The organism is Arthrobacter sp. MMS24-S77 (genome assembly GCF_054888235.1).
Window position 1 is genome coordinate 4,358,666 of record NZ_JBTZRN010000001.1, and the last position, 25,566, is coordinate 4,384,231.

Annotated in this window: 27 protein-coding genes; 13 read left to right on the forward strand and 14 right to left on the reverse strand. The window is 65.2% G+C overall.

Going from position 1 to position 25,566, the window contains the following annotated elements; all coding sequences use genetic code 11:
* The first annotated feature begins 200 nt into the window (after nucleotides 1-200).
* From ACX5I4_RS20130 to ACX5I4_RS20185, 12 genes are all read left to right on the forward strand, one after another.
* The gene (locus ACX5I4_RS20130) at nucleotides 201-986 is read left to right on the forward strand and encodes an amino acid ABC transporter ATP-binding protein (protein WP_390283062.1); all 786 of its coding nucleotides are present in this window, start codon (nucleotides 201-203) and stop codon (nucleotides 984-986) included.
* A 1-nt stretch (nucleotide 987) separates the two neighbouring features.
* Nucleotides 988-1,632 (forward strand): amino acid ABC transporter permease, encoded by a 645-nt coding sequence (locus ACX5I4_RS20135; protein WP_461838226.1) that lies wholly within the window; start codon nucleotides 988-990, stop codon nucleotides 1,630-1,632.
* Nucleotides 1,629-2,282, forward strand: a complete 654-nt coding sequence (locus ACX5I4_RS20140; RefSeq protein ID WP_461838227.1) for an amino acid ABC transporter permease — start codon at nucleotides 1,629-1,631, stop codon at nucleotides 2,280-2,282. The genes ACX5I4_RS20135 and ACX5I4_RS20140 overlap by 4 nt, the downstream gene beginning before the upstream one ends.
* 95 nt (nucleotides 2,283-2,377) lie before the next feature.
* Complete coding sequence (locus ACX5I4_RS20145) at nucleotides 2,378-3,250, forward strand: substrate-binding periplasmic protein (RefSeq protein ID WP_461838228.1); 873 nt, start codon at nucleotides 2,378-2,380, stop codon at nucleotides 3,248-3,250.
* Between the two features lie 159 nt (nucleotides 3,251-3,409).
* Entirely contained in the window at nucleotides 3,410-4,315 is a 906-nt protein-coding gene (locus ACX5I4_RS20150) for a dihydrodipicolinate synthase family protein (RefSeq protein WP_461838229.1), read from the forward strand.
* Nucleotides 4,316-4,560: 245 nt separating this feature from the next.
* Nucleotides 4,561-5,562 carry a proline racemase family protein gene (locus ACX5I4_RS20155; protein WP_461838230.1) on the forward strand — a complete coding sequence of 334 codons (1,002 nt, stop codon included), beginning with the start codon at nucleotides 4,561-4,563 and terminating at the stop codon, nucleotides 5,560-5,562.
* Nucleotides 5,559-6,512: an ornithine cyclodeaminase family protein gene (locus ACX5I4_RS20160; RefSeq protein WP_461838231.1), complete on the forward strand. Its 954-nt coding sequence runs from the start codon at nucleotides 5,559-5,561 to the stop codon at nucleotides 6,510-6,512. The genes ACX5I4_RS20155 and ACX5I4_RS20160 overlap by 4 nt, the downstream gene beginning before the upstream one ends.
* Nucleotides 6,509-7,237 (forward strand): GntR family transcriptional regulator, encoded by a 729-nt coding sequence (locus tag ACX5I4_RS20165; RefSeq protein WP_461838232.1) that lies wholly within the window; start codon nucleotides 6,509-6,511, stop codon nucleotides 7,235-7,237. Before ACX5I4_RS20160 ends, ACX5I4_RS20165 begins: the two co-directional genes overlap by 4 nt.
* Nucleotides 7,234-8,448 (forward strand): NAD(P)/FAD-dependent oxidoreductase, encoded by a 1,215-nt coding sequence (locus ACX5I4_RS20170; protein WP_461838233.1) that lies wholly within the window; start codon nucleotides 7,234-7,236, stop codon nucleotides 8,446-8,448. Before ACX5I4_RS20165 ends, ACX5I4_RS20170 begins: the two co-directional genes overlap by 4 nt.
* Nucleotides 8,445-8,771, forward strand: coding sequence for a (2Fe-2S)-binding protein (locus ACX5I4_RS20175; RefSeq protein WP_461838234.1), 327 nt, complete (start codon nucleotides 8,445-8,447; stop codon nucleotides 8,769-8,771). Before ACX5I4_RS20170 ends, ACX5I4_RS20175 begins: the two co-directional genes overlap by 4 nt.
* The gene (locus ACX5I4_RS20180; protein ID WP_461838235.1) at nucleotides 8,768-10,270 is read left to right on the forward strand and encodes an FAD-dependent oxidoreductase; all 1,503 of its coding nucleotides are present in this window, start codon (nucleotides 8,768-8,770) and stop codon (nucleotides 10,268-10,270) included. Before ACX5I4_RS20175 ends, ACX5I4_RS20180 begins: the two co-directional genes overlap by 4 nt.
* Nucleotides 10,267-11,766, forward strand: coding sequence for an aldehyde dehydrogenase (NADP(+)) (locus ACX5I4_RS20185; protein ID WP_461838236.1), 1,500 nt, complete (start codon nucleotides 10,267-10,269; stop codon nucleotides 11,764-11,766). The genes ACX5I4_RS20180 and ACX5I4_RS20185 overlap by 4 nt, the downstream gene beginning before the upstream one ends.
* A gap of 173 nt (nucleotides 11,767-11,939) precedes the next feature.
* Here ACX5I4_RS20185 and ACX5I4_RS20190 read toward each other — a convergent pair whose 3' ends face one another.
* From ACX5I4_RS20190 to ACX5I4_RS20255, 14 genes are all read right to left on the reverse strand, one after another.
* A complete protein-coding gene (locus ACX5I4_RS20190; RefSeq protein WP_461838237.1) occupies nucleotides 11,940-12,173 on the reverse strand; it encodes a hypothetical protein in 234 nt (77 codons plus the stop codon).
* Complete coding sequence (locus ACX5I4_RS20195) at nucleotides 12,170-12,382, reverse strand: hypothetical protein (RefSeq protein WP_461838238.1); 213 nt, start codon at nucleotides 12,380-12,382, stop codon at nucleotides 12,170-12,172. The genes ACX5I4_RS20190 and ACX5I4_RS20195 overlap by 4 nt, the downstream gene beginning before the upstream one ends.
* A gap of 19 nt (nucleotides 12,383-12,401) precedes the next feature.
* Entirely contained in the window at nucleotides 12,402-12,980 is a 579-nt protein-coding gene (locus tag ACX5I4_RS20200; protein ID WP_461838239.1) for an RNA polymerase sigma factor, read from the reverse strand.
* A 288-nt stretch (nucleotides 12,981-13,268) separates the two neighbouring features.
* Nucleotides 13,269-14,396 (reverse strand): serine hydrolase domain-containing protein, encoded by a 1,128-nt coding sequence (locus tag ACX5I4_RS20205; RefSeq protein ID WP_461838240.1) that lies wholly within the window; start codon nucleotides 14,394-14,396, stop codon nucleotides 13,269-13,271.
* A gap of 9 nt (nucleotides 14,397-14,405) precedes the next feature.
* Nucleotides 14,406-15,416, reverse strand: coding sequence for an NADP-dependent oxidoreductase (locus ACX5I4_RS20210; RefSeq protein WP_461838241.1), 1,011 nt, complete (start codon nucleotides 15,414-15,416; stop codon nucleotides 14,406-14,408).
* Nucleotides 15,417-16,325 carry a tRNA glutamyl-Q(34) synthetase GluQRS gene (gluQRS, locus tag ACX5I4_RS20215; protein ID WP_461838242.1) on the reverse strand — a complete coding sequence of 303 codons (909 nt, stop codon included), beginning with the start codon at nucleotides 16,323-16,325 and terminating at the stop codon, nucleotides 15,417-15,419.
* Between the two features lie 658 nt (nucleotides 16,326-16,983).
* A complete protein-coding gene (locus tag ACX5I4_RS20220; protein WP_268020064.1) occupies nucleotides 16,984-17,574 on the reverse strand; it encodes a TetR/AcrR family transcriptional regulator in 591 nt (196 codons plus the stop codon).
* 74 nt (nucleotides 17,575-17,648) lie between these two features.
* Nucleotides 17,649-18,929, reverse strand: coding sequence for a pyridoxal phosphate-dependent aminotransferase (locus ACX5I4_RS20225; RefSeq protein WP_461838243.1), 1,281 nt, complete (start codon nucleotides 18,927-18,929; stop codon nucleotides 17,649-17,651).
* Nucleotides 18,926-19,738 carry an SDR family oxidoreductase gene (locus tag ACX5I4_RS20230; protein WP_461838244.1) on the reverse strand — a complete coding sequence of 271 codons (813 nt, stop codon included), beginning with the start codon at nucleotides 19,736-19,738 and terminating at the stop codon, nucleotides 18,926-18,928. The genes ACX5I4_RS20225 and ACX5I4_RS20230 overlap by 4 nt, the downstream gene beginning before the upstream one ends.
* 110 nt (nucleotides 19,739-19,848) lie before the next feature.
* Entirely contained in the window at nucleotides 19,849-20,889 is a 1,041-nt protein-coding gene (locus tag ACX5I4_RS20235; RefSeq protein ID WP_461838245.1) for a 5-oxoprolinase subunit C family protein, read from the reverse strand.
* A complete protein-coding gene (locus tag ACX5I4_RS20240; RefSeq protein ID WP_461838246.1) occupies nucleotides 20,876-21,682 on the reverse strand; it encodes a 5-oxoprolinase subunit B family protein in 807 nt (268 codons plus the stop codon). The genes ACX5I4_RS20235 and ACX5I4_RS20240 overlap by 14 nt, the downstream gene beginning before the upstream one ends.
* Before the next feature lie 45 nt (nucleotides 21,683-21,727).
* The gene (locus ACX5I4_RS20245) at nucleotides 21,728-22,531 is read right to left on the reverse strand and encodes a LamB/YcsF family protein (protein WP_284756054.1); all 804 of its coding nucleotides are present in this window, start codon (nucleotides 22,529-22,531) and stop codon (nucleotides 21,728-21,730) included.
* A 119-nt stretch (nucleotides 22,532-22,650) separates the two neighbouring features.
* Nucleotides 22,651-24,000 carry an MFS transporter gene (locus ACX5I4_RS20250; protein ID WP_461838247.1) on the reverse strand — a complete coding sequence of 450 codons (1,350 nt, stop codon included), beginning with the start codon at nucleotides 23,998-24,000 and terminating at the stop codon, nucleotides 22,651-22,653.
* A 45-nt stretch (nucleotides 24,001-24,045) separates the two neighbouring features.
* Nucleotides 24,046-24,678 (reverse strand): RraA family protein, encoded by a 633-nt coding sequence (locus ACX5I4_RS20255; RefSeq protein WP_184741514.1) that lies wholly within the window; start codon nucleotides 24,676-24,678, stop codon nucleotides 24,046-24,048.
* Nucleotides 24,679-24,944: 266 nt separating this feature from the next.
* Here ACX5I4_RS20255 and ACX5I4_RS20260 point away from each other — a divergent pair, with 266 nt between their 5' ends.
* Nucleotides 24,945-25,403 carry an Lrp/AsnC family transcriptional regulator gene (locus tag ACX5I4_RS20260; RefSeq protein ID WP_461838248.1) on the forward strand — a complete coding sequence of 153 codons (459 nt, stop codon included), beginning with the start codon at nucleotides 24,945-24,947 and terminating at the stop codon, nucleotides 25,401-25,403.
* Nucleotides 25,404-25,566 lie beyond the last annotated feature (163 nt).

A 25,566-nucleotide genomic window follows, 5' to 3' on the forward strand; every position in this document is an offset into this window, starting at 1 on the left:
CGTGAGCTGCATCACGGCGATGCGATTGCTCAACCATAATCCTGACTGAATTTTCAGTCAAGAGTCCACTGCCGGAGAATCCGTCGAAGGCGCCAAAAATAGCCCTTCCTTTTCCTCTACAGTGTCATGTACCATTGCACATATCACGTGACATAGACCACATCGTCGATGTTCACTTGCTCACCACATGGAAGATCACTATGACCCTTTCAGAAATTGCGGACGGCAGGATCGCTCCCCGTTTCGGCATCAAGCTAGACAACATTTCGAAGCACTATGGCGACCACGTCGTCCTTGATGATGTTTCCCTGCACGTCCAGCCGGGGACTGTCACTGCCCTTATCGGCCCCTCTGGCGCAGGCAAGAGCACCTTCTTGCGGTGCATCAACCTCCTGGAGCGGCCCGATTCCGGCACCATTCAGGTGGCCCAGCACACCATCGAGCCGGGCAAGGACGTCAGCAGCCGGGATCTCGCGGCACTTCGGCGCACGGTGGGCATGGTGTTCCAGTCATTCAATCTCTTCCCGCACATGTCCGCGCTGAAGAACATCAGCTTTCCACAGCAGAAGGTCCTCGGACGCAGCAAGGAAGAGGCCGACGAGCGCTCGATGCAGCTGCTTGAGCGGGTGGGCCTCAAGGAGAAGGCATCGCAGCACCCGGGGCGATGCTCCGGCGGCCAACAGCAGCGCATTGCCATTGCCCGCGCCCTGGCCCTGGATCCGGGCATCATGCTCTTCGATGAACCGACGTCGGCGCTCGATCCGGAGGTAGGGCTCGAAGTCCTGGCCGTCATGCGCGAGCTCGCCGCCGATGGCATGACGATGATCGTGGTGACCCACGAGATGCAGTTCGCCCGCGACGTCTCCGACACGCTCGTGGTCATGGCCGATTGCAAAATCATCGAGCAGGGTGATCCCCGGGCCATCATGAGCGATCCGCAGGAGGCCCGCACCCGACGCTTCCTGCGCGCAGTGCTGGAGCGCTGACATGGACGCACTCTCCGCGGTCCTTCAGGGGCTTCCCATGACGATCATGCTGACACTGTCTGCGTTCGCGATTGGCATCGTCGGCGCCGTTCCACTCGCGGTGGGCTTGTCGTCGTCGAACGTCCTGGTTCGCCTGGCGTCGCGGCTCTTCGTTGACCTCGTCCGCGGCGTGCCGATCATCGTGTGGCTGTTCCTGCTCAAGTTCGGCATCCAGATCGGCACTTTCAAGTTCAACCCGGTGGGCGCAGCGGTGGTGGGGCTCGGCGTCGTCTCCATTGCCTACCTTGCCGAGATCTACCGAGGCGGGCTACAGGGCGTGCCGCGCGGCCAGGGCGAGGCAGCGAATGCCCTCGGGTTGACCCGCGGGACCACGTTCTACCGCGTGATGGTCCCGCAGGCCTTCCGGATCGTCTCCCCCTCCATCGCGACCTACCTGACGGGCCTGCTGAAGGACTCCTCCATCGCCTCGACGATCATCGTCACTGAAATGGTCTTTCAATCCCAGGCCTTCGCCCGGCAGCACCCCAGCGTGGAAGGGATCCTGCCCTACATCATCGTGGGCATTCTCTACATCGTGCTGAGCCTGCCGGTGGCCTACTTGTCCCGCCGACTCGATTCCCGCATGAGGAAGGCCATCTACGCATGACCTGGCTAACAGAATGGGCGGGCTACCTCCCGCAGATGATGTCCGGCCTCGGCGTCAGTCTCCTGATCGCCGGCATCTCGATCTTCTTCGGCTATCCATTGGGACTGGCACTCAGCCTCATGGTGACCGCCAAGAACCTGGCCGTCCGCACCCTCGGACTCGCCGTCGTCGAGGTTGGCCGCGGCGCACCGGCCTTGGTGATCCTCTATCTCTTCTACTACGGCTTGCCGAAGTTCGGGATCGCCTTCGAAAGCATCACCGCAGCCTGCCTCGCCCTCACGTGGAACTCAGCGGCGTACTCAAGCGAGATCATGCGGGCAGGCCTACAGTCGGTGGCCCGCGGACAGCTTGAGGCTTCCAACGCCCTTGGCTTGTCGCAGCGCGACACCTTCTTCCGGGTCATCATGCCGCAAGGCATGCGCTCGGCAATCCCCGGGCTCATGGGAGTCGCGATCCAAATGTTCCAAGGGACGTCCCTGGCGTACGCGATCGCGGTCCCGGAGCTCATGAAGTCCGCGTACAACATCGGCAGCCAGGACTTCAACTACCTCCAGATCTTCACCCTCGCTGGCCTCTGCTACGCCGCCATCTCCATGCCGGCCACGTGGATCACCGTCTTCTTCGAGAAGCGCATGGCCCGGCACGCGTGAAGATCCCCCACCCCACCGCTCCACCGCTCCACCGCTCCACCGCTCCACCGCTCCACCGACATCCTGCAGCACCCCCAACACCACCAGGAGGAACCATGAATACCCACCGTCTCAAAGGCGCCGGCATCCTGACTGCCAGCGCGATCGCCCTCAGCCTCGGCCTGACAGCCTGTGGCGGATCCTCGGGCGCAAGCACCGCTTCGTGCACGCCAAAGCACCAGGGCGTCCAGACGGTCGCACCGGGAAAGCTCACGGTCGGCGTCATCGACATCCCGCCGTTCAGCAGCTACAACAGCGGAAAGCCCAATGGCATCGACATCGCGATCGTCAGCAAGATTGCGAAGGACGAGTGCCTCGAACCCGCCTACCAGCAGGCCACCTACGCAGATGCCGTGCAATCCATTTCCGGCGGCAACATCGACCTCGCGGTGGGCACCATCGACGCAACCGAGAAACGCCTCAAGGCCGTCGATTTCTCCGCGTCCACCTACCTCGACGGCATGGGCATCGTTTCCAAATCGGGCGCCACCACCGTCTCGGACCTGGAGAAGATGAACAAGGTCGGCACGATCGATGGCTACCTTTGGGTTGAGGACCTCAAGAAGATCCTGGGCGACAAGCTTGTCACCTACCCCAGCAGCGTCGAGCTCAAGGCGGATTTCGACGCCGGACGCCTGGACGCCGACGTCGACGCTTACGGCGTGCAGGTGCTTCAGTTCAAGGGCGCCTCCGGAGTCAAGGTCGCCCTCGCGAACGAGAAACCGGACGCACGCGTCGGGGCCATCGCCCACGCACCCGAGGCTGCCTTCCCCATGACCAAGGGCAACAAGAGCCTGCAGGAGGCACTCAACGCCGGCATCACCGCACAGCGCGCGGACGGCACCATCACCAAGCTACTGACCGACGCCGGTCTGTCCGAAGGCCTCGGCAAGGTCGCCGAGAAACAATACGTCGTTCCCGCGAGCTAGCCCCTTCAGCTGACGTAATTCAGCAAACCCGGGTGCCGGGTTTCGGCCCGGCACCCATTTTTAGACCACCTGTGCAATGTCACATGGTAGATTAGGCTGTGAGGTATCTCACGGCAGCACAATGACGGCGCCGCGTGTGCCCCACCGAAAGGACCAACCATGACTGAAACCCGCAAACCCTGGCACGGCGTACTCGTCGCAACCGCACTGCCGTTCAAGGACGATCTCAGCATCGACTACGACGCCTACGCTGAGCATGTCCGCTTCCTGGCCAACGCAGGCTGCGACGGCGTAGCCCCCAACGGATCACTGGGCGAGTACCAAACGCTGAGCGATGAAGAGCGTGCCCGCGTCATCACGACGGCCGTCGAGGCCGCGCCCGAGGGCTTCACCGTGATGTCCGGCATCGGCGCATACGGCGGGCTGCAGACGCAGAAGTGGGCCGAGCAGGCGGCCGAGGCTGGCGCCAAGGCGCTCATGTTGCTCCCTCCGAATGCGTACCGCGCCAACGACGACGAGGTGGTGGACCACTACCGCCGCGCCGCCGCCGTCGGGCTGCCGATCGTCGCCTACAACAACCCCATCGACACCAAAGTGGACCTGACTCCACAGCTCATCGCCCGTCTCCACGGCGAAGGCCTCATTGTCGGCGTCAAGGAATTCACCGGCGACGTCCGCCGCGCCTACGAAATCAAGGAACTCGCCCCTGAGGTGGACCTTCTCATCGGCACCGACGACACCGTCGTCGAGATGGGCCTCGCCGGTGCCGTCGGCTGGGTAGCCGGCTACCCGAACGCGATTCCGGAATCCACGTTGGAGCTCTACCGGCTTTCAACCTCAGGCGATCTCTCAGACCTAAACCGAGCCCGCGAGATCTACCGCGATCTGCACTCCCTGCTGCGTTGGGACAGCAAGACAGAATTCGTCCAGTCCATCAAACTGTCCATGGATATCGTTGGCCTCCACGGAGGAGCCTGCCGCCCACCCCGGGGACCCCTCGCCCCCGCAGTGCGCGACGCCGTCATCCGCGACACAGAAGCAGCCCTCGCCAAGGGCTACAAATAGCCCAAACGTGAGCGAGCGTCCACGCAAAACCCGCCAAACGTGAGCGAGCGTTTGGTGGGAGACGCACCAACCGGGCCGCGGTCCTTCGGAAAGGAGCGCATCGCGACCGACCGCGTCGCTAAGGTCGCTCAGCGACCGCAGTGACGCTTGTCGGTTGTGTCTAAGCGACGGCGAAGGGCCGTTGCCCGGCGAAGCTGCCCCTGACCGCCCACAAACCCAGCCACAACAAAGAGGAGAAGGAAAGCATGAGAACCAGCCGCATCTTCCACGCCGTGGACTCACACACCGAGGGCATGCCCACGCGCGTTATTACGGGTGGCATCGGAACGATCCCCGGCGCCACGATGGCCGAGCGCCGGCTGTGGTTCATGGAGAACAGCGATTGGATCCGCACCCTCCTCATGACCGAGCCGCGAGGCCACGCGTCCATGAGCGGGGCAATTCTTCAGCCTCCCACACGAGCGGATGCGGACTTCGGCGTCCTTTTCATCGAGGTCTCCGGGCTCTTGCCGATGTGCGGGCACGGCACCATCGGCGTCGCAACAGTGCTGGTGGAAACTGGAATGGTCGAGGTAGTCGAGCCGGTCACCACCGTCCGGCTCGACACCCCGGCCGGCTTGGTGGTCGCCGAGGTGGCGGTGAAGGACGGGCATGCCGAGTCCGTGACCATCCGCAACGTGCCTTCCTTCGTGGACCGACTGGATGCGGCGGTCGAGGTCCCTGGCTACGGCACCGTCGCTTACGATCTGGCTTTCGGCGGCAACTTCTACGCGATCGTGGACCTGGACAGCCTCGGATTGCCCTTCGAGCGCTCCCGAAAGGACGATCTCCTCAAGGCCGGTCTCGCCATCATGGACGCCATCAACGCCGACGACGAGCCTGTCCACCCTGAGCGCGAGGACATCCGCGGTTGCCACCACGTGTACCTCAAGGCCCCTGGTTCCACGGCGGAGCACTCCCGTCATGCCATGGCCATCTACCCCGGCTGGTTCGACCGCTCCCCTTGCGGCACCGGCACTAGCGCTCGGATGGCGCAGCTGCACGCGCGCGGCGAACTCGCCTTGGACACAGACTTCATCAACGAGTCCTATATTGGTTCGCGCTTCATCGGTCGGCTGGTGGAAGAGACCGAGGTGGCAGGGCACTCCGCGGTGGTCCCCACCGTGACTGGACGGGCTTGGCTGACCGGAACGGCCCAGTATTTCCTCGATCCCACCGATCCTTTCCCGGAAGGGTTCCTGCTGTGACCCTCCCCTACTTTGATGCGGCGGCGGTGCGGGCGGCCGCCCCGTGGACGACGGCGATCGCCGCCCTCGAGCGGGCACTCCTGGATGGCGTGGACCCGGAGGAGGACAGCCCCAGGATTTTCAGTCCCGCTCCGGGCGGGGAGTTCCTGCTCATGCCCGGGATCGGCCAACACTACAGCGGGGTCAAGGCCCTCACGGTTGCCCCTGGAAACCCGGCGCGGGGACTTGAGAAGATCCAAGGCGTCTACCTGCTGCTCGACTCTGACACCCTGGCTCCCCTCGCCGTCATGGATGGCAACGAGCTCACGGCCATCCGCACTCCTGCCACCACCCTCCTCGCCGTGAAGCATATTCTCGCCGCCGCTCCCGACAGCGGAACCGGTGCCCCGGAGACGCCGCGCGTGCTCGTCTTCGGGTCGGGCGTCCAAGCCCTCAACCACCTGCGGGCGGCGAGCGCCGTGCTCCCGGCGGCGAGCTTCGCCGTCGTCGGCCAGCGCCCCGAGCGCGTGAAGGTTCTCGTCGAGAAGCTTGCGTCCGAGGGAATCGAGGTCCGTCCGGCGAGCCCGGCAGGGGTATCCAGTGCCGATGTGGTGCTCTGCACGACGTCGTCGCGTACTCCGGTGTTCGACGGCGGTCTCGTGGCTCCAGGTGCCGTGGTCGCCGCGGTGGGCCAGCACGGGCTGGACGCACGTGAGGTGGATGCATCCCTCGTGCTCCGCAGCGACGTCGTGGTGGAGGGGCGGGCCTCGGCGTGGCGGGAAGCTGGAGACCTTATTCCTGCCCGCAGCGTCGAGGAATGGAAGACGATCCGTCCGGCCAACCTGCGGGAGCTGGTCAAAGGCGAGTTCGAACGGACTCCGGGCCGGCCCTGCCTGTACGCGGGAGTGGGCATGGCATGGGAGGACCTCGTAACGGCGGCCTTGGTGTATGAAGGAGGCACCAGACCATGACGCCTGCACAAGGAGTGCCCACCGTGCCAGCCAGCAACAAGCTTCCCATCGCGCCCCTGGGCCGCCAGCGAAGCCTCCGCGAGTCCGTTACTGAATCGCTTCGCGCGGCAATCATCGCCGGCACCCTCGAGGAAGGCACCATGTATTCGGCGCCGGCTCTCGGTGCGGCCTTCGGCGTCTCGGCCACTCCGGTGCGCGAGGCGATGATGGACCTCACTCGCGAAGGCCTGGTCGAAACAGTGAAGAACAAGGGCTTCCGCGTCACCAGCATGAGCGATCGTGAACTCGACGAAATCACCCAGATCCGCCTGCTGATTGAGCCGCCGGTCATGGCGGACGTCGCCGGAACGGTCCCACCGTCTGGCATAGCCGTATTGCGCTCACTGGCTGACAACATCGTCGAGTCGGCGCGCGAGGGAGACCTGGCCGGTTACCTTGCCGCCGACCGGGACTTCCATGCCGAGTTGCTCCGCTATTCGGGCAACAAGCAGCTCGTTGAACTAGCCACCAGCTTGCGCACCCGTACCCGCATGTACGGACTCAAGACTTTGAGCGAGAGCAACCGCCTTGCCGACTCGGCCCAGGAACACCACGAACTGCTTGACCTCGTGGAAGCCGGCGAGGGGGCCGCTGCGCAGGAATTCATGCGCCGCCACATCGGCCACGCCCGGGGGCTCTGGGCCACCGGCGAGAACGAGGCACCACCCGAGGAGCAACAGACATGAACCAAGGCAGCGACGTCCTCGTCATCGGTGCCGGGGTCATCGGGGCGGCCACCGCCTACTTCGCCGCGCGGCAGGGCCTCACGGTCACCGTTATCGACAAGGGCCTGCCTGCGAGCGGAACCTCATCCGCGTGCGAGGGGAACATCCTCGTCTCTGACAAGGAACTCGGCCCCGAGCTCGAGCTCACGCGCTACTCCCTGGGGGTCTGGCACGGGGATCTTGGCGAACACAAGAAGCTCTGGGAGTTCGAATCCAAGGGCGGGATCATCGTGGCCTCACGCGAGAGCAGCCTGGCTTCTTTGAATCGCGTCATGGCCGTGCAGACCGGCTATGGCGTGGCCGTTGAGGAACTGGACCAAGATGCGCTGCGCGAAGCCGAACCGCATATTTCCCGCGAAGCCCTGGGCGGCGCACGCTACTCCGAGGACTGCCAAGTCCAGCCAATGCTCGTCGCTGCCCACCTCGTCCGGCTTGCAACCGAGGCCGGAGCACGATTCCTGGCGGACACTCCCGTGACCGGCTTCCTGCGTAGCAGCAACCGTGTCACCGGCGTCAAGACTCCCCGCGGAGACTTCTCCGCGGACGCCGTGGTGAACTGTACGGGCACTTGGGCGGGCGAGCTCGCCGCAATGGCCGGGGTCAGCGTGCCGGTCCTCCCCCGTCGCGGCTTCGTCATGGTCACCGAGCCCCTCCCTCCGATGGTTCACCACAAGGTCTACGCCGCCGAGTACATCGACAATGTCGGCAGTTCCGATGCCGGCCTGCAGGCATCGCCGGTGGTTGAGGGCACCCCCAGCGGAACCATCCTGATTGGCTCCTCGCGTGAACGGGTGGGCTTCGACCGCACCGTGAGCACGAACGCACTGAGCCTGCTGGCCCGCAACGCCACCGCGTTGTTCCCCTTCTTGGAGCATGTCAAAGCCATCCGGCACTACCACGGATTCCGCCCGTACTGCCCGGACCACCTGCCCGTGATCGGACACGACGAGCGCGCTCCCGGGCTATGGCATGCCGCCGGCCACGAAGGGGCCGGGATCGGCCTCTCCGCGGGGACCGGCAAGCTCCTTGCCCAGGCGTTGGTTGGCCAAGCCCCGGACCTCGACCTCTCACCCTTCGCTCCGGCCCGCTTCGGCGACCGTGTTCCCCACTCCATTTCACCCCAGTCCGCAGAACCCCAGTCCCCAGAACCCCGAGAGGAGGCCAGCGCATGAGCACCCCAACACGAGGCGACGCAGGGGCGCCCCCAAGCGCCGGCGTCGTTCGCGTGAGCTTTGATGGGCGCCCGCTTGTAGCGGCTCCGGGCCAGAGCGTCGGCGCCGCGTTGACCGCGCAAGGCATCACAGCCTGGCGCAGCACCCGCAAAGGGGAGAGGCCGCGCGGGCTGTTCTGCGGCATCGGCGTGTGTTTCGACTGCCTGTTGACGGTCGATGGCGCCGCCAACCAGCGCGCGTGCCTTGTTGAGGTTCGCGAGGGCATGGAAATTGCAGGATCCTGCCCGGAGGACCCCTCGGAAGAACCCGGAGGACTAGCATGAATCCCATCGTCAGCGCGGACGTCGCCGTCGTTGGCGCGGGTCCCGCCGGTCTTGCCGCAGCCGTTTCGGCCGCCGAAACCGGAGCCACCGTGGTGCTCGTGGACGCAGGCGCCCAGCCGGGCGGCCAGTTCTGGCGGCACCGGCCCGAGACCGTGGTGCCGGTGCCGGATGGCCGCGGGCACCACGGGTGGAAGAGCTACCTTGACCTCCGTACGAGGTTCGACGCCGCCCGCCACCAAGGACGAATCACGTACCTTCCCGGACTCCAGGTCTGGATGGCACAGCGAAACCAGCCAGCTCAAGACGACGACGCCGGCTTCACCTTGCGCACGACGCCCACCGTCGCGGGGGTCGCTCCGGATGCCGCTTCGGACGCAACCACCGCCGGTGCCCAAACCGTCGTCGCGCGCCGCCTGGTCCTCTGTCCCGGCGGCTACGACCGCCAGCTTCCGGTTCCCGGCTGGGATCTCCCCGGCGTGATGGCCGCCGGCGGCATCCAGGCCTTCATCAAGGCCAACGGAATTCTGCCCGGGAAGCGCTTCCTGATCGCCGGAACCGGCCCTTTCCTGCTCCCGGTTGCCGCGAATATCGCCGAGGCCGGCGGCAAGGTCCTCGCGGTGCTCGAGTCTTCCTCCCCCACCGCCTGGCTGCCGCATTTGCATGCTGCCGTGGGAGTGCCGGAGAAAGCACTTGAGGGGGCGGAGTACGCCGCAGTCTTCGCCCGGCACCGGATTCCGTACCGCACGCGCAGCATCGTCACCGAAGTCCTCGGTACGGATCGCGTGTCCGGCGTGAGGACGGCCAAGGTCGATGCTGACGGGAACGTCAGGCCAGGCACAGAGCGCATCTACGAAGACGTGGACGTGGTGGGCTTCGGCTGGGGCTTCACGCCACAGATGGAACTGCCCCTGTCCTTCGGCATCGAAACCCGGCTCGACGCCGACGGCTCGCTGGTCGGAGTCGTCGATGAGCGCCAGCAGTCCAGCGTCCCGGGCCTTTATCTCGCGGGCGAGGTCACCGGCGTCGGCGGGGCAACATTGGCCGTCCTTGAGGGCATCACGGCCGGCACTGCCGCAGCGGGCGGCCCCGTTGTGCAGGAGAAAACCGCCGCACGGCATCGCCGCTTCGCAGAGGCGATGCACGGGGCGCATCCGGTTCCCGCTGCTTGGCAGGACTGGCTCACCCCGGAGACCACCGTGTGCCGCTGCGAAGAAGTCACTGCCGGCCAGATCACTGAAGCCCGGGAAAGCCTGGGTGCCCGCGATGCCAGGACCCTCAAGTCCTTCACCCGCGCCGGAATGGGTTGGTGCCAAGGCCGCGTGTGCGGCTTCGCGTCGGCCTGCCTTGGCGCAGGTCCGGGCGCTTCGCCAACCGCCGAGTCCCTCTCCGGCGTCGCCAAACGGCCCCTCGCAGCGCCCGTGGGCATCGGCGAGCTCGCGGCGCTGGTCCCTGACATCGAAGACCCCACGAACCCCCTCCTGAAAGGAGACCGAGCATGACCACCGTCGCCCAAAACACGCCCGGCAAGCAATCCAACGCCAGCGCCGTAACGCCCACTACTGACGCCGAGCTGGAAGCGTTCCTCGCTGCGGCCCAGTCCGCCGCGGCGCCGCTCGCCGCCTTGCGGCCTGCCGAACGCGCAACGCTGCTAGACGCCGTCGCCGCCGCCCTCGACGCCGCCGCAGACCAATTGCTCCCCGTGGCACAGCGCGAGACCCGCCTGGCCGAGGGCCGCCTCCGCGGCGAGCTCAAGCGAACCACGTTCCAGCTGCGCCTTTTCGGGGAGCTGTTACGCGACGGCGGTTACCTTGACGCCCGGATCGACCACGCCGACGCCGATTGGCCCATGGGCGCTCCCCGGCCGGATATTCGCCGTGTACTGGCACCCGTAGGGCCTGTGGTCGTGTTCGCGGCCAGCAATTTCCCGTTCGCATTCTCGGTGGCGGGTGGAGACACTGCCTCGGCACTTGCTGCCGGCAACCCCGTGCTGCTCAAGGCCCACTCCGGCCATCCCGGACTTTCCTTGCTCACCGCCGAGGTTGTCACGTCCGCACTTTCCTCCGCAGGCGCTCCCGACGGCACTTTCGCCCTCATCACCGGCACCGCCGCCGGAGCCGCCGCCCTGCGCGATCCGCGCATCAAGGCCGGTGCCTTCACGGGTTCCATTCCGGGCGGACGCGCACTCTTCGACATCGCGAGCTCACGCCCGGAACCCATCCCCTTCTTCGGCGAACTGGGCAGCAACAACCCCGTCTTCGTCACCGAGGCCGCGGCCGCAGAGCGCGGCCCGGAGATTGCCGAGGGCTTCGTCGGTTCCTTCACGCTTGGCGCCGGACAGTTCTGCACCAAGCCCGGCACGCTGTTCGTCCCGGCTGGTTCAGGGCTTGTGGATGCATTGCGTGGCGCCGTCCTCCCGCCGGCCGCGCCTCTCCTCAACGAGCGGATCCAGTCCGGCTACCTCGAGGGCCTGCAGGGTTTGCAGTCCAACCCCCGGCTGGAAGTCCTGGTCCAGGGCACTGATCCCCTCGCGGACCCGCCGAGCCCTACCCTCCTGCTGACCACAGCCACGGACATGCTTGCCGAACCGCACGCACTCCAGGCCGAGTGCTTCGGCCCCACCGCCGTGGTGGTGGCGTACGACGACGAGTCCCAGCTTCCGCTGATCGCTGAGACGTTCGAGGGCCAATTGACCGCGACAATCCACGGCACGGATTCCTGCCGTGTAGACGATCTCGTGGAGATCCTCGCACGCAAGGCCGGACGGGTGATCTGGAACCAGTGGTCTACTGGCGTCTCGGTCACCTATGCCCAGCAGCACGGCGGTCCCTACCCGGCGACGACGGCGGCCGGCAGCACCTCAGTGGGAACAGCCGCGATCGAACGGTTCCTTCGGCCGGTCGCATATCAGGGCTTCCCACAGCACTTGCTGCCTGAGGCCCTCCGCGAGGAGAACCCGCTGGGAATGCCGCGACTCGTGGACGGACGACGGGAGTGAAAGGTCTTATGGTTTGGGATGGGCGGCACCCTTGGGTCTCAGTCTTGCGGGTGCCGCCCGGGGTGCTGGCTGATTCTTCACGCAGGCACCCGGTGGGCAGGTCATCGTCCGGGGTTAACGGGGGCAGTCTCCGGACGGCTGGGTAGGCCTGCACACTAAGGTAACCGCCCAGGCTAGGAATCCTGACGCCAGAACCCTTTCTGGCCGTCACTGCCCACGCAGGTACCCACATGGGCACCACCCTGGAAAGGGGCGCGGACCGGGGAGGGGTGTTTGCGGCGCCCGCGGATGCCGTGGACGACGGCCACGATAGTGAGGACCAGGACCACGACAAGACCGATCGCGGCGGCACAACCAAGGAAGAGCACCAGCACGCCCAGATAGACCACGAGATGGACATCGATCATCTTCTGCCTCTGCCCGCGTCGGTGAGAACCCTGCGCACAGCCGCCAGGACATCGCCAGCCATGTTCAACACCCTGACCGGATCCCCGAGTTCGCCGAGGGCCTGCTCGTACAGGGTGTAATTATCGGCAAGATCGCGCATCACAGCCGCGTCCACGGCCACAACCGCATTCTCGCGCTTGGAAGGGTCCGGGAAGGTTCGGGTGTTCATGCTCTCCTCAAGATGCGGTTCATGCGCCGGCGGCCGAGACGGTCGGTCCGGTTGTGGTTTGGTGCTCATAAGCCGCGCGCAGCCCAGCCCTGGCACGGATTAGAAGGGCCGAGACCGCGTTCGCCCCGATCCCCATAAGCGGCGCGATGTCCCTCGGCTTCTCTTCCAGAACCTCCGCGTACCACAGCACCAGGCGCCAGCGCCTCGGCAGCGAACGCATCGCCACCGCGATCTGCTTTCTTTCATGCAACGACAATGCCGATTCAAGGCCAGGATCATCGAAAACCTCCCGTACCAGATCCTCGACGGGTGCCGGCCGCTCGGTCCCGTGTTTCTTCCAGAACGTATTCGCCGCCGAACGGATCGAGGTGAACAGGTAAGCCCCGAAAACATCGGTGGGCCCGTTTCCGTTCTGGATGGCACGCACGACCTTCGCGAAGGCATCGTGCAGAACGTCTTCGGCATCCTGCACACCACCCATCAGCCCGCTGGCGAACCGCAGCCCCGGTTCCCGGTAGCGCTCGTACAACACTGCCATCGCCTCCGGATCCCCCGCCCGGACACGGGCAAGCAGATCCGGCTCTTCATCAATGTCCACTGTTGCCCCCGCCCTACTGCATCGCGACCCGAAATAGCCAGGAACGCGAACCCCGCACGTCCATGCTTCCTAGTACTCGGCAATCGCGATTCATGACGCGGAAAATCAAAAAAGATTCCGGGAACAGTGAAGTGCACATGCTCGTGGGGGCTGGGGAACATAGCCAAGAGCCGACGCGGCATGCGTGGGTAGAGGAGAGAAAGAGTTCGGCAGGGTCCCGTCACACGCGGTTGTGCGCCACCTCGGGAAGGACCGGGGTTGTTTCAGCGGTGAAGGTGATTTTTCATCCTACTGAGCCAGTTCGGCGACTGCCTTCCGCACGGCGGCGCTCAGCTCGAGGTTGCGGCACCCAGCTCCACCCGGCTCGGCCTGTTGCGGCACGTACCCGAACGCGAGTTCATACACAGGGTCAGCGAACCCCAAAGACGCGCTGGCGCCGTCGTGCCCGAACGCCCGGTAGCTGCCGTATGGCGAGCGTGCATGCGATTTCATGAACACCGTGCCAAAGCAGCTGGTCTCGCCGAACACCCGGTCGATGCCGAAGACCTGTTCGGCCGTGACGGCCTGGATGGTCTCTTCGCTGAGGAGGGGCGCGACGGCGGGACGGTCGCCGTCCGGGGCAAGCCCGGTGAGTGCCGCGGCGTAAACGCGGGCCATGCCTTCGGCACTGGCAACGCCGGCGGCGGAGCTCAGGCCCGCTGCCCGAACCTCGCGGACGTTGGGCAGGTCCAGGATGTCACCCACCACCGAGTTGGCCGAAAGGCCGAAGTGGCTGGCGGGGTCGGTCCACGGAGCGGAGGGGTCGGCAACCCAGCGGAGGGTGGCATAGCGGGGTTCTTCGGAATCAGGAAGCCCCAGGAAGAAGTGGGCGCCCGTCACGGAACGGATCCGCTGCTCGTAGATTTCCTGGAGCGTCGACCCCGTGATTCGGCGGCACAGCTCCTCCATGAAGACGCCGATGGTCAGCGCGTGGTACCCAAACGCGGTCCCAGGCTTCCAGAGTGGCCGCAACTGCGCGAGTTTGGCCGCTGCCAGTTCGGAGTTGTTGTATTCCGCAAGAGTAAGGCCGCCCTCAACACCCAGCAGTCCTGCCTGGTGCGAAAGCAGCTGCGCCACCGTAATCGTGGCTTTTCCTTCGACGCCGAATTCCGGCCAGTACTTGACCACCTCTGCGTCGAGATCCAGGCGGCCTTCCTGGACCAGCAGTGCGATGACCAGTCCGGACACGCCCTTGGAGCAAGAGAAGACCCCGGTCACAGAATCCGGGCGGCGGTGGGGTCCACCGCTGATATCCAAAACTTTGACGCCGCGGTGGTAGGCCGCGAGCTGTGCTGAATATTCCGGGTCCTCACTGAGGTAGCGGCCAAAGAGTTCGGCGACTGGCTCGAATCCGGGGGCAATCGTCTGTGCATCCACCCGGACAGCCTAGCGGGTGTCCATGGTCACCACGATCTTGCCCTTGGCGCGTCCCTGCTCCAATGCGGCGAAGGCGTCCGCGATCTTTTCGAGCGGATAGCTGCTGTCCACCACCGGTTCCAGCTTTCCCTCGGACACCAGGCGTGCCAGGAATTTCAGATCCTCGCCGCTGGGGTGCATGAACAGGTAGCGGTACCGGACCTTCGCGTCGCGGGCACGGCCACGGATCCCGAGGCTGATGGCCCAGAACAGCACGGTCATCCAGGCCGGGGCGGCAAGATCCTTCAAGGCAGTCTGCGGTTCGGGCATGCCGGCGATGCTGACCACTTTGCCGCCCGGTTTGAGGATCTTGAACGTCTGCTCCAGCGTCTCCCCGCCCACCAGGTCCAGCGCCGCGTCGAAGCCACTCAGGACTTCGGCCAGGTTTTCCTTTGTGTAGTCGACGACGGCGTCCGCCCCGAGCCGCCGCACTAGCTCTTCTCCACGGGGAGACGCAGTGGTGGTCACCTCGGCGCCAAAGTATTTGGCCAGTTGAATGGCGAGGGTTCCCACTCCGCCTGCGCCTCCGGAGATGAAGAGCTTGGTTCCCGGTTTGACCTTGAGTTCATCACGTAGTGCCTGCAAGGCGGTGAGGCCGGCCAGGGGAAGGCTCGCGGCCTCGCTGTAGCTGAGCGACCTCGGCATGAGGGCCACAAGATCCTCATGGACCGCGGCGTGCTCGGCAAAGGCACCCAGCAGGGCTTTGTCCACGCGGGCAAACACCCGGTCTCCTGTGGAAAAGCGCGTGACGCCGGGTCCCACGGCTTCAACGATCCCGGCCAGCTCACTGCCAGCCACCAAAGGCAGCCTCGGCCTGGTGATCACACGCACGGCACCTTCGCGTTGCTTGTAGTCCACAGGGTTGAGGCCTGCGGCAAACACCCTGACCAGGACCTCGCCCGGACCGGCAATCGGCTTGGGGACGTCCTGCAGCTCCATTGCGTCGGCACCGCCGTAGCGGGTCAGCACGTAGGCCAGCACTTAGGCTCCTTTCCGGAGGGTCGACTGCTGATGGCCGCTCCACACCCACGGCTTGCGGGGCAAACTGGCCGGGTCAAAACTATCCAAGGCGTCACCGAGCGGACCTTCCGGCAACCCGAGCGATCCCAGGATCACGTCCCGCACCTCCCCGGCGGACAGTCCGACGGCGGCAAGGTCGCCTAGTGTCACCGCACCGTCGCGCTTGGCCAGCCGGGCGCCGTCGCGATTCAACACCAAGGGGACGTGCGCGTATTCCGGAACGGGCAAGCCCAACAACGAGGCCAGATAGGCCTGGCGGGGGGTGGAGGACAGAAGGTCGTCGCCGCGGACCACTTGGTCCACGCCTTGCTCCGCGTCATCCACCACCACGGCCAAATTGTAGGCGGTGACACCGTCGTTCCGTCGGAGCACAAAGTCATCCACGATGCCTGTGTAGGGCCCGTGTAACTTGTCCTCCACAGCCCATTCCTGGGCTTCGGAGCGGAGGCGAATGGCAGCCGGACGCGAGGCCCTGCGGATCTCGAGCTCCGCCGTCGAAAGGTTCCTGCACGTCCCCGGATAGGCGCCTTGCGGAGCGTGCGGGGCGGATGGCGCTTCCTGGATCTCGCGCCGTGTGCAGAAGCATTCGTATGTCAGCCCGGCGTCGGTCAGCCGCTCGATCGCGGCGTTGTAGAGCCCGGAACGGTTCGTCTGGCGAACGACGGCGCCGTCCCACGTCACGCCGATGGCTTCCAAGTCGCGGAGCTGGACTTCCTCGGCACCGGCCCGCGCGCGATCGAGGTCCTCGACGCGCAGCAGGAAGTCGCGGCCCGTGGAGCGGGCGAAGAGCCACGCAAGCATGGCGGTGCGCAGATTGCCCACATGAAGCTCGCCGGAGGGGCTCGGTGCGAAGCGGCCAGCCGAAGTCATGGCACAAGACTATGCGTCGCCGGGCGCGCCTGCAGGATTCCGGCGAGGGTGCGGGCCACTGGGACAATTACCTGCGTCTAGCTTCCAAAGAGAGGACCAACATTGAGTTCAGCTCGAGTCAAGGCGACGGTTTCCTTCTGGAAAGCCGAAGAAGGTTGGGGGAACTTATTCTTCCCGATGGGAAGAAATGCTTCGGGCATTTCTCGGTCATACAGCAATCAGGCGGATACAGGTCCCTCGAAGCCGGTGATCTGGTGGAGGTCGAGTGGACCGCCGCCTCTCAAGATGAATATGACTATGTCGCGGTGTTGATCCAGCCTCTCTGAGAACATGCCCGGACAGCACAAGAGCCCCTCAGCTACCGCAACGCGTTCGGTGGCTCAGGGGCTCTTATGATGGTGCCGGCCGCTGTGATGACAGCCCCGGCGGGGTGCGGAAAGACGATGCGTGAACAAGAGTCAATCAGCGGCTGCGTCTTTGCGGGACGGTGTTTCGGGTGGCCGGGTGGTGTACCGGGGGATCCGTAGCCTGCGGGGTCCGGCGGTAGCCATTCCCCTCGTTGCCACAATTTCAACAGGAACACTGCAGTTGGTGCAACAGACTCAATTGACACTGGTCAATCTGACCAATTCCTGTCCAGAAGATGAACAGGCGATGGTCACTTTGCCGAAGTTGGCTCTGCAGCGGCCCACGCTGCCATGGCTCCCCGAAGCGCAGCGCACAGCTTCGTGGACACTTGGTCCTTGTCCAGGCCGACCGTGTTGAGCAGATCGAAAATTTCACGGGGGTCAAAGAGGATGTTCCACAGGAACATGGCCTCGTCCCCCAGCGGCGGGAGGCCGAGTTCCTCACAAGCCTCCCGGAGTGGCCGCTCCAAAGCCTCGGCCTGGATGGTCAGGTAGTACGCACCGGAGCGAAGACGGGCCAGGTATCCCTCGCCGGAGCGGGTGTGGACCATGGAGCCGCCATGCTTGATGACGAGACCCACCCAATGCCGGCTGACACTCTCGAGCAGTTCCACTCCGGACGTTGTCTGGGCCACGCTGAAATCGCGCAGCTTCTCGCCAACGCCGAAGCGAAACGCGGCCAGCACGTCCTCCACCGACGCGAAATGGCGGTAGGCCGTTGCCGGGGAGATTTCGGCTTCACGGGCTATGTCCGTCATGCTCACCGGGCCCTTGGCCTTGGCGAAGAGCTTCCCGGCGGCTCGTACCAGCTGGCGGCGGTTGCGTTGGGTGTCGCTGCGCATGGGCGCCCCCTTCCGTGTCAGATTCCAGCGTAGCGCCTGAGCGGCAGGCGCTACGCTGGCCACGTCCGCGGCACTCACCGGAGCTCGGCCAGACCGGCCGCCAAGCGCTCCACACCGACGGTTATGGCCTCGGAGCTGGCTGCGTAGGACAAGCGCAGGTGGAACTCGCCGTTCCGGCCGAACTCGCTGCCGGGACGGACGGCCACTCCGTGGTTGCGCAGGTGAGCCACCATCGCGGCCGCCGGCAGCTCGACGTCGTACTTCGGGAAAAGGTAGAACGCGCCTTCTGGCGAGCTGACCGTGAGGCCGGGAATCTGCTGGAGGCCGCTCGCCATGAGCTCCCTGCGCAAGGCATAGGAAGCGTGCATGCGTTCGATGTCCGGTCCGCACGTCTTCAGGGCGGTCAACGCGGCATACTGCACGGCCTGGTTCATAGAGCCGTTGAAGGTGTTGTGGACCCGGGCGGCTGAGGCGATGACGTCGGACGGGCCCCAGAGGTAACCCACGCGCCAGCCGGTCATGGCGTAGCTCTTGGAAAAGGTCTGGCAGTAGATGGTCCGGCCGGCCAGGGTTTCGATTTCCAGTGCGGAGGTGAAGGGTTCGGCTGTGTAGACGAGGTCGCTGTAAGCCTCGTCGGAGAGGATCAGGGTATCGGTTCCAGCCACCATGTCGGCGAGGGCTTCGAGTTCGCGGCGGGAGTGGACGATTCCGGTGGGGTTGGAGGGGTTGCAGAAGACGAACATCTTGGCGCCCTCAAGCGCGGTGGCCAGTGCCTCGAGGTCCCAGTGCAGGTCATCGGCCAGCGGCACCGGCACGGTGATGCCCCCGGCCATGCTGACGAGGTCCGCGTACAGGGAATAGGTAGGGTCCGGGATGACCACTTTATCGCCCGGGTTGACGATGCCAAGGATCGCCGCGGACAGGCCGGCCGTGCCGCCCTGCGTGATGAGCACGTCGCCGGGGCTGGCCACTCCGCCGAGGAGCTGGCCGATACGGGCAGCCAGCTCCTCGCGAAGCACCAGCTCGCCAAGCAACGGCGAGTAGTGGGTGAAGCCGTCCTCGAGGGCGCGGGCGGCCGCTGCTCGAACCTGGGCCGGGGTGTCGAAGTCCGGTTCGCCCATGGCCAAGGAGACGAGGTCACCTTTGGATTGGGGCTGCTGAACGCGCAGTGATGTGCGCTGGATGCGCTGCACAGCTTCGGAGGGCTGGAAATCGGCGACGGCGGTGGCTGGCTCGAGTGTCATGAGGGTCCTGATCTGGGTGGTTGCTGAGGTTGTTCTGGCGGCGGTCTGCGCGGGGCCGGGCCCCTTGGTGGTTGCTCCGGAGGACGGCGCGTAGAGTCTGCGGGGTTTCATCGCTGTGGTGCCTCGTCGGTAGGCGACTGGTCGGCGGGGGCTCCGGCCCAGCGGCTGATCTCGATGTCGCCGGAGGTATCCCGCTGGATCGTGGGGGCGATGACGAGTTCCTGGACCACGGTGCGCTGGGGCAGCGTGGCGACGAGGTGGATGGCGCGGGCCACGTCCTCGGGCTGCACCATGGCATCGCGCTCCTCCGCGCGGGGCGGGCGGGCGCGATTGTCCAGGATGGGCGTGGCGGTTTCTCCGGGCAGGATGGTCACCGCGCGCAGCCCGTCGTTGCGGAAGGTGTTGTGGAGGTACGTCATGAAGTTCCGGACGGCGGCCTTGGCCGCACCGTACGCGGCACCACCCAAGAGGTTGGGGTTCACGGCAGCGAGCGAGGACACGGTGATGATGGTTCCGGTCTTGCGGGCCAGCATGTCCGGAAGGACCGCCTGGCTGAGCAGGTAGACGGCGTTGAGGTTGACGTCAAGGACGTCGTTCCACTCCGCCTGGCTGATCCAGCGGACGTTGAGGACCTTGCTTGCGCTTCCGGCATTGTTGACCAGGATGTCCACTTGGCCCAGATTCTCGTGGATCCAGTCCAGCAGCGCGTCCACATCGTCTTTGGAAGTGATGTCCGCGGCCCGGGCGGCGGCGCGGCCGCCGTCGGCGACGATTTCCGCAGCGAGTTCCTGCAGCACGTCTTCACGCCGCCCTACCAGCACCACCGCGGCACCCTCGGCTGCTAGCAGGGCCGCCGTCGAGCGTCCCATGCCAGTCCCGGCGCCGGTGATGATCGCGAGCTTGCCGTCCAGAAGTCCCATGGTTTCAGTTCCTTGCGTTCTTAGTGTGAATCATTTGAGATGCTCATCACATATGAGAAGAGTTTCTCACTTCAGGAGTTGATGGTCAAGTGTTTCCTAGGGCCGGAGCGTCACGCCGCGGCGGGACTCGGCGAGGACGCCGCTGCGGAACTTGCGGGGACGGGGAGCCCGACGGCGGCAAAAAGGGAATGCACGCGATCTTCCAGATGCGCCACGAGGCGCTGCTGTTCACGGTATTGCTCCACCGCCTCGGTGTTGCTGATCCAGCGGAAGGTCATCTTTCGGCCAGGGCTGGCCTGGCCCAACATGGACAAGGAAGCCTTAGCTGCCACTGCCACAATGGGGTAGCCGGCGGTAAGTGTCCGCGAGCGGCCCAGGATGATGAGCTCATCGCCATGCGGGATTTCGAACGCCCCGATCGGCACACCGTGGGACACAATTTCCCCGAGTCCCTCTGGATGCACCACCGGCCCGTCCAAACGCAGGCCCACGTGGTTGGATTTGGCGCCCACTGTGTAGTGGCTGGAGCTGAGGAGCTTCCGGATACCGGGGGTCCGGTCCGTTTCAGGGCCGTCGACGACGTCGATAGTCCACACATCCGGGCTGAAGTCCGGCGCCGGAACAGGCAGCCGGAACAGGGGCTGGGTCAGGAACGGGTGCGTGAATCCGCGGTACCGGCTGTGAAGGGTGAGCGTCTGGCCTGAGGCGAGTTGTTGCGGGAAGCCCATGCGGGATTCCGGCGCGGCGCTGCCCATGAACCGGGCAGTTTCCAGTTCGCCGCTGAAGGCCAAGTAGTTCCGCATGCCGCCGCGGGCTTTGGAAAGCACAACCCGGGTCCCCGCCGGAAGACAAAGGGGCTCCCACATGGCGACCGGATCGCCGTTAACGGTGACTTCCGCCGGGACTCCGGTCACGGCGCACATCACGTTGTGCGTGGCGGTGAATGCGAACCGTCCTCCCATGATTTCCAGGCACGTGGCCTTACGGCTGTTTCCGACCAGGATGTTGGCGACCGCCGCAGAGTGCTGGTCCGCCGCACCCCCGCAAGGGACGCCCATGAACTCGGAATTCTCGCGGCCCAGGTCCTGGAACGTGGACAGCCAGCCGGCTTCACTTACTTTGATGCTGATCGCGCGTTCAGGGAAGGTCACTGTTACCCCCTTCCGGTCCGTCCGAGGGAGTGCCGTCCGAGGTTGTGCCGTCCGAGGCCCGCAGGAATTTGCCTTCAAGCCGCGCCCATTCGCTCTCCGGAACAACCTCAAAGCGCACCAGATCCCCCGGCCTGTAGGACGTCGCGGGATCTTCCCGGATGTCGCAGATGGTGAGCGGAGTCCGGCCGATCACCTTCCAGCCGCTCGGCCCGGGGAACGGCTGGATGATGGCATTGGTGCCGGCAACCATCACGGATCCGGGTTCCACGTTGGTCCGCGGCTCGACGCAGCGGCTGACTTGGCCGGGGAATTGCACGCCGCCCATCATGGGAGCCATGGCCGCAGCCAACAGGTTGATGGTCTGCACCGAAGACTGGAACTGCTGCAGCACTGCCTCCGGACTCATTCCCAATTCCTGGGCGACTCCCGGAAGGTCCGGCGAGAATTCCTCGCTGACCACCATCGGGATGACGAAAAGTGATTGCGAGGCGGTATGGGCCCCCGGTTCCAGGCTGTTGCCGGCAACAGCCAAACGAATGGTCTGGGCCAGTTGTTTGTGGGTCACAGCCAGGCAATCGAACTCGACCAACAAGGACTCAACGCCTGCCACGATGTCCACCACCCCGTACGGCCGGACCTCCAGCAGCACATCGCGGAGCCGGCTGCCCGCCGCCCGGCGGAAGTCGGCGTCGTCGTCCTTGACCCTGAGCATGAGGGCTGAATCGCCGAATGGCTCGGCTTCCAGTTCGGGCGGGTGGTGCAGCCGCTCCGCGGATGCTGTGTGCGTGGTCATGAGTCCTGCTCGGTGGTACGGGTGATGGATCCGGGTTGCTCAGCTTCAGACCGTGGCGAGCCGGGCCTTTTCGGCGAGGACTTCCTGCAGTCCGGCGGCTTTGATGCCTGCCTTGTCCAGGGCCGCGCGGAGGGCGGTGCCGTTCTGGAGGACCTGCGGGTGGTCGCCGTGGAGGAGCACGACGTCGGCATCGTGGCCGAGCGGGACCACCTTGCCGGTGACGGCGCGGACGGTCCCCTCGGTGACCACCTGGACCACGCGGCGGCCGATCTCCTCGGGGTCGTGCAGGAGTGCGCCTTCGCTGTTGCGGGAGACGGGCATGCCGTCTTCGCCGTAGCCGCGGTCCGCGAGGAAGACGTAGCCAACCTGGAGGCCGCGCTTGCGGGATTCATCAGCCAGGAGGCCGTTCTGGCAGATCACGATGTAGGAGGGGTCGTAGGCCTTGATGGCGTCCGTGATGGCGCGGGCGTGCTTGGCATCGGTCTGGGCGATGCTGCCCATGCGGCCGTGCGGTGCCACGTGGCTGATCTTGCCCCCGTGGATGCGCGCGAACGCGTCCAGGGCACCGATCTGGTAGAGCACGTCGGTCCGGATTTCTTCTTCGCTGGCTTCGATCAGGCGGCGGCCGAAGCCCACAAGGTCCGGGTAACCGGGGTGTGCGCCGAGTTCGATGCCGCGTTCCACGCAGGCCTTGACGGTGGCATCCATGACCCGCGGATCGCCGGCGTGGAAACCGCAGGCGATGTTGGAGGCAGTGACGAGGCCCAGCAGGGCGTCGTCGTCGCCGATCGTGTAGTTGCCGTAGCTTTCGCCGAGGTCTGCGACGACGGCGACTGAATTGATGCTCAAGGTGACTCCCGCTTCTGTTCCTGTTCAAGGGGTTCTGTTGTGTTGCTGAGGGCTCGACGGCGGCGGCTGCCGTTTCGGTGGCGGGCGACCGCCGCCGTCGGGGTTCTGGTGGTCCGTTACTAGTGCGTCTGCAGGGGCTGGCCCTTTGTTTCCTTCAGGAAGAAGACCGAGGCGAGCGTGATGATGGCCGTGCCGATCGAGGCGTAGGCGGGAACCATGCTGTTGCCGGTGGCCTTGATGAGTTCAGTCATGACCAACGGTGCGCTGCCGCCGAAGATGATAGTGCTGATGCTGAAGCCGATGCTGTACGCGCTGTAACGGACCGTGGTGGGGAACATTTCGGTCAGCACAGTGTGGACGACGGCGGCGTGACCAGAGAATGCGATGGCCATCACGACAGTGGCAACGCAGGCCAGAGGCATGTTTCCGGTGGTGATCATGGCAAACATCGGGTACGAAACCAGTGCCATGAGCACGGCGGAGAGAGCCAGTACAGGCTTGCGGCCGATGCGGTCGGACAAGCGGGCCATGAGCGGGATGGAGATGATGATGGCCACGAGGCTGACGGCAGTGACAAGGAGCGCCTGGAGCATGGTGAAGTTGTTGCCTGCACCAAGCTGGGTCTTCAGGTACGTGGGCATGTAGGCGAACAGAAGGTAGTAACCGGGACCGTTCAGTGCCGGGAGGAAAATGGTCAGGGCGATGGCCTTAAGGTGGCGCTTGGAAGTGAAGACGGTACGCAGCGGGTTGCGTTCCACCTCGTTGCGCTCTCGGAGTGCCGCGAAGTGCGGGGTGTCTTCCATCTTGGAGCGGATGTAGAAGCCGACGTAGCCCAAGGGCAGGGCGAAGAGGAACGGAATGCGCCACGCCCAGGATTGCATGGTCGAGTCGCCGAGGGTGGTGATGAGGCCGGCGGAGAGGGCGCTACCGAAAAGCAGGGCGCAGAAGGAACCGACCGCGATGAAGCTCATGGAGTAGTTGCGGTGCTTGTTGTGGGCGTATTCGCCCACGAAGGCCATGGCGCCTGCCACTTCGCCGCCCGCGGAGAAGCCCTGAAGGATGCGGAACAGGATCAGCAAGGCCGGAGCGGCCCAGAAGATGACCGAGTAGGACGGGATGAGGCCAATGCAGGCGGTGGCCCCGGAGATGAGGAGCAGGAGGACGGCGAGCAGATTCTTGCGGCCCAGCCGGTCACCTAGGAAACCGCAGATGACGCTGCCGAAGGGGCGGGCCAGGAAGCTCACCAGGAAGCCGACGTTGGTCAGGAGCAAGGAGCCGACGTCCTTGGAACCCATGATGTTCATGGCCAGGTACGTGGTCAGCAGGCCGTAGATGCCGTAGTCGTACCATTCCACGAAGGAACCCATGGTGCCGGCAAAGGTTGCTTTGCGCACCATCCTGCCGTCAGCGGTTACGACTTTGATTTGAGCGGTGTTCAGTTCCACTGAGTCCGTCGATTGCTTTGTCATGGTGGGTGCTTTCAGTCTATGAGGGGGCTGGGGTGGGAGAAAGCGCTAGCTATATTCGCGGGTGATTTCCGCTGTCATCTCGGCCTCGTGCGCGGCCACTGCGATGACTCGTTCCAGGATTTCGGCGGCACGGGCCTGCGGGATGATGACCACTCCGTCGTCATCGGCGGCGACGATATCGCCCGCCGAGCAGACGATTCCGCCGATTGCTACGGGTTCACCGATGACACCCGGGCCGTTCTTGAACGGACCGGCGGGGGTGACACCCCGGGCAAAGACGGGGAACTTGATTTCGGTGATGGTGGCGCGGTCCCGGATGTAGCCGTCAATGACCGCGCCGGTGGCGCCCGCGGCTTCGAATCGCTGGGACAACTGCTCGCCCACGAGGGCGCGGTGTTCGTGGCCGAAGCCGTTGATCACCACCACGTCACCGGGCTGGATGTAGTTCAGCGCTTCGATGACGGCGGCGTTGTCTCCCGCGGCGCCCAGGACGGGGAGGGCCGAGCCGACACAGCGGGCGCCTTCCCAGACCGGGCTGATTCCGCCGTCGACGATTCCCAGCCGCTCCATGGCGTCACCGATGTTCGCCACGGGGAACGCTTCGAACGCGCGGACCAGTTCGCGGGGCGGCCGGGTCCAGGATGCGGTGCGGACGGTGAGTTCGAGTGTTGTTGCCATTTTCTTCGCCTTTGGTTTCTTCCCAAGAACCGGCGCTGAGGGCGTCGATCGTCTTGAGACGTCAATCACATATGAGAAGAGTTTCGCGTTTTAAATTCATGCCGTCAAGGGTTTCCCGTTACGGGCATGTAAATGATTCGCAACCATGGTTCGCGGATTGCCGGCTCCCGGCTGCGGGGTTCGGGGCGGAATTGTGCGGGAGAATGGGACCTGGTTGGACATTCTGACCAGCCGAACCTTCGGCGACTAGGCAGAAAGCGGCAGCTATGCAGGAATTGGACTCAACGGACAAGCGCATCCTTGCCGCGCTCGACGACGACCCCCGGGTGCCGATCATGGTCCTCGCCCAGCGCTTGGGCTTGGCGCGCGGGACGGTCCAGTCGCGCTTGGAGCGCATGACGGCGTCGGGCGCTTTGCGTCCAAACAGCAGCCGCGTGCTGCCTTCCGCGCTCGGACGGGGCGTCGCGGCAGCCGTGAGCGCGGAGTTGGATCAGAGCAGGCTGAACGAGGCGATCGCGGCCCTGCGCAACATCCCCGAGGTGCTTGAATGCCATGCTCCGGCCGGCGACACCGACCTCATCATCCGCGTGGTCGCGACAAGCCCGGACGATCTCTACCGGGTGTCCGAAGAGATCAGGCTATGCCCGGGAATCGTGCGCACGTCCACAAGCATGTTCCTGCGTGAGGTGATTCCGTACCGGACCACGGGGCTGCTGCAGAACTGAGGCGCCTCGCCGGACTCGGCCGCCATTTTTGGAAAGTGACTGCACAAACCTCCCCGAATTTCCGGGGTTTGTGCATACTGCTTCTGGCAATGCCTGGTCGGCACCCCTCGACACAAGAGCTGCGGAATCACGCGGATCTGAACGGGCGCTCAAGGCTGCCCGG

Bases quoted from the DNA above. Each gene is read 5' to 3' on its own strand.
- ACX5I4_RS20130 (WP_390283062.1), top strand. From the start codon at position 201: ATGACCCTTTCAGAAATTGCGGACGGCAGGATCGCTCCCCGTTTCGGC.
- ACX5I4_RS20135 (WP_461838226.1), top strand. From the start codon at position 988: ATGGACGCACTCTCCGCGGTCCTTCAGGGGCTTCCCATGACGATCATG.
- ACX5I4_RS20140 (WP_461838227.1), top strand. From the start codon at position 1,629: ATGACCTGGCTAACAGAATGGGCGGGCTACCTCCCGCAGATGATGTCC.
- ACX5I4_RS20145 (WP_461838228.1), top strand. From the start codon at position 2,378: ATGAATACCCACCGTCTCAAAGGCGCCGGCATCCTGACTGCCAGCGCG.
- ACX5I4_RS20150 (WP_461838229.1), top strand. From the start codon at position 3,410: ATGACTGAAACCCGCAAACCCTGGCACGGCGTACTCGTCGCAACCGCA.
- ACX5I4_RS20155 (WP_461838230.1), top strand. From the start codon at position 4,561: ATGAGAACCAGCCGCATCTTCCACGCCGTGGACTCACACACCGAGGGC.
- ACX5I4_RS20165 (WP_461838232.1), top strand. From the start codon at position 6,509: ATGACGCCTGCACAAGGAGTGCCCACCGTGCCAGCCAGCAACAAGCTT.
- ACX5I4_RS20170 (WP_461838233.1), top strand. From the start codon at position 7,234: ATGAACCAAGGCAGCGACGTCCTCGTCATCGGTGCCGGGGTCATCGGG.
- ACX5I4_RS20175 (WP_461838234.1), top strand. From the start codon at position 8,445: ATGAGCACCCCAACACGAGGCGACGCAGGGGCGCCCCCAAGCGCCGGC.
- ACX5I4_RS20180 (WP_461838235.1), top strand. From the start codon at position 8,768: ATGAATCCCATCGTCAGCGCGGACGTCGCCGTCGTTGGCGCGGGTCCC.
- ACX5I4_RS20185 (WP_461838236.1), top strand. From the start codon at position 10,267: ATGACCACCGTCGCCCAAAACACGCCCGGCAAGCAATCCAACGCCAGC.
- ACX5I4_RS20190 (WP_461838237.1), bottom strand. From the start codon at position 12,173: ATGATCGATGTCCATCTCGTGGTCTATCTGGGCGTGCTGGTGCTCTTC.
- ACX5I4_RS20195 (WP_461838238.1), bottom strand. From the start codon at position 12,382: ATGAACACCCGAACCTTCCCGGACCCTTCCAAGCGCGAGAATGCGGTT.
- gluQRS (WP_461838242.1), bottom strand. From the start codon at position 16,325: ATGACTTCGGCTGGCCGCTTCGCACCGAGCCCCTCCGGCGAGCTTCAT.
- ACX5I4_RS20220 (WP_268020064.1), bottom strand. From the start codon at position 17,574: ATGCGCAGCGACACCCAACGCAACCGCCGCCAGCTGGTACGAGCCGCC.
- ACX5I4_RS20225 (WP_461838243.1), bottom strand. From the start codon at position 18,929: ATGAAACCCCGCAGACTCTACGCGCCGTCCTCCGGAGCAACCACCAAG.
- ACX5I4_RS20230 (WP_461838244.1), bottom strand. From the start codon at position 19,738: ATGGGACTTCTGGACGGCAAGCTCGCGATCATCACCGGCGCCGGGACT.
- ACX5I4_RS20240 (WP_461838246.1), bottom strand. From the start codon at position 21,682: ATGACCACGCACACAGCATCCGCGGAGCGGCTGCACCACCCGCCCGAA.
- ACX5I4_RS20250 (WP_461838247.1), bottom strand. From the start codon at position 24,000: ATGACAAAGCAATCGACGGACTCAGTGGAACTGAACACCGCTCAAATC.
- ACX5I4_RS20255 (WP_184741514.1), bottom strand. From the start codon at position 24,678: ATGGCAACAACACTCGAACTCACCGTCCGCACCGCATCCTGGACCCGG.
- ACX5I4_RS20260 (WP_461838248.1), top strand. From the start codon at position 24,945: ATGCAGGAATTGGACTCAACGGACAAGCGCATCCTTGCCGCGCTCGAC.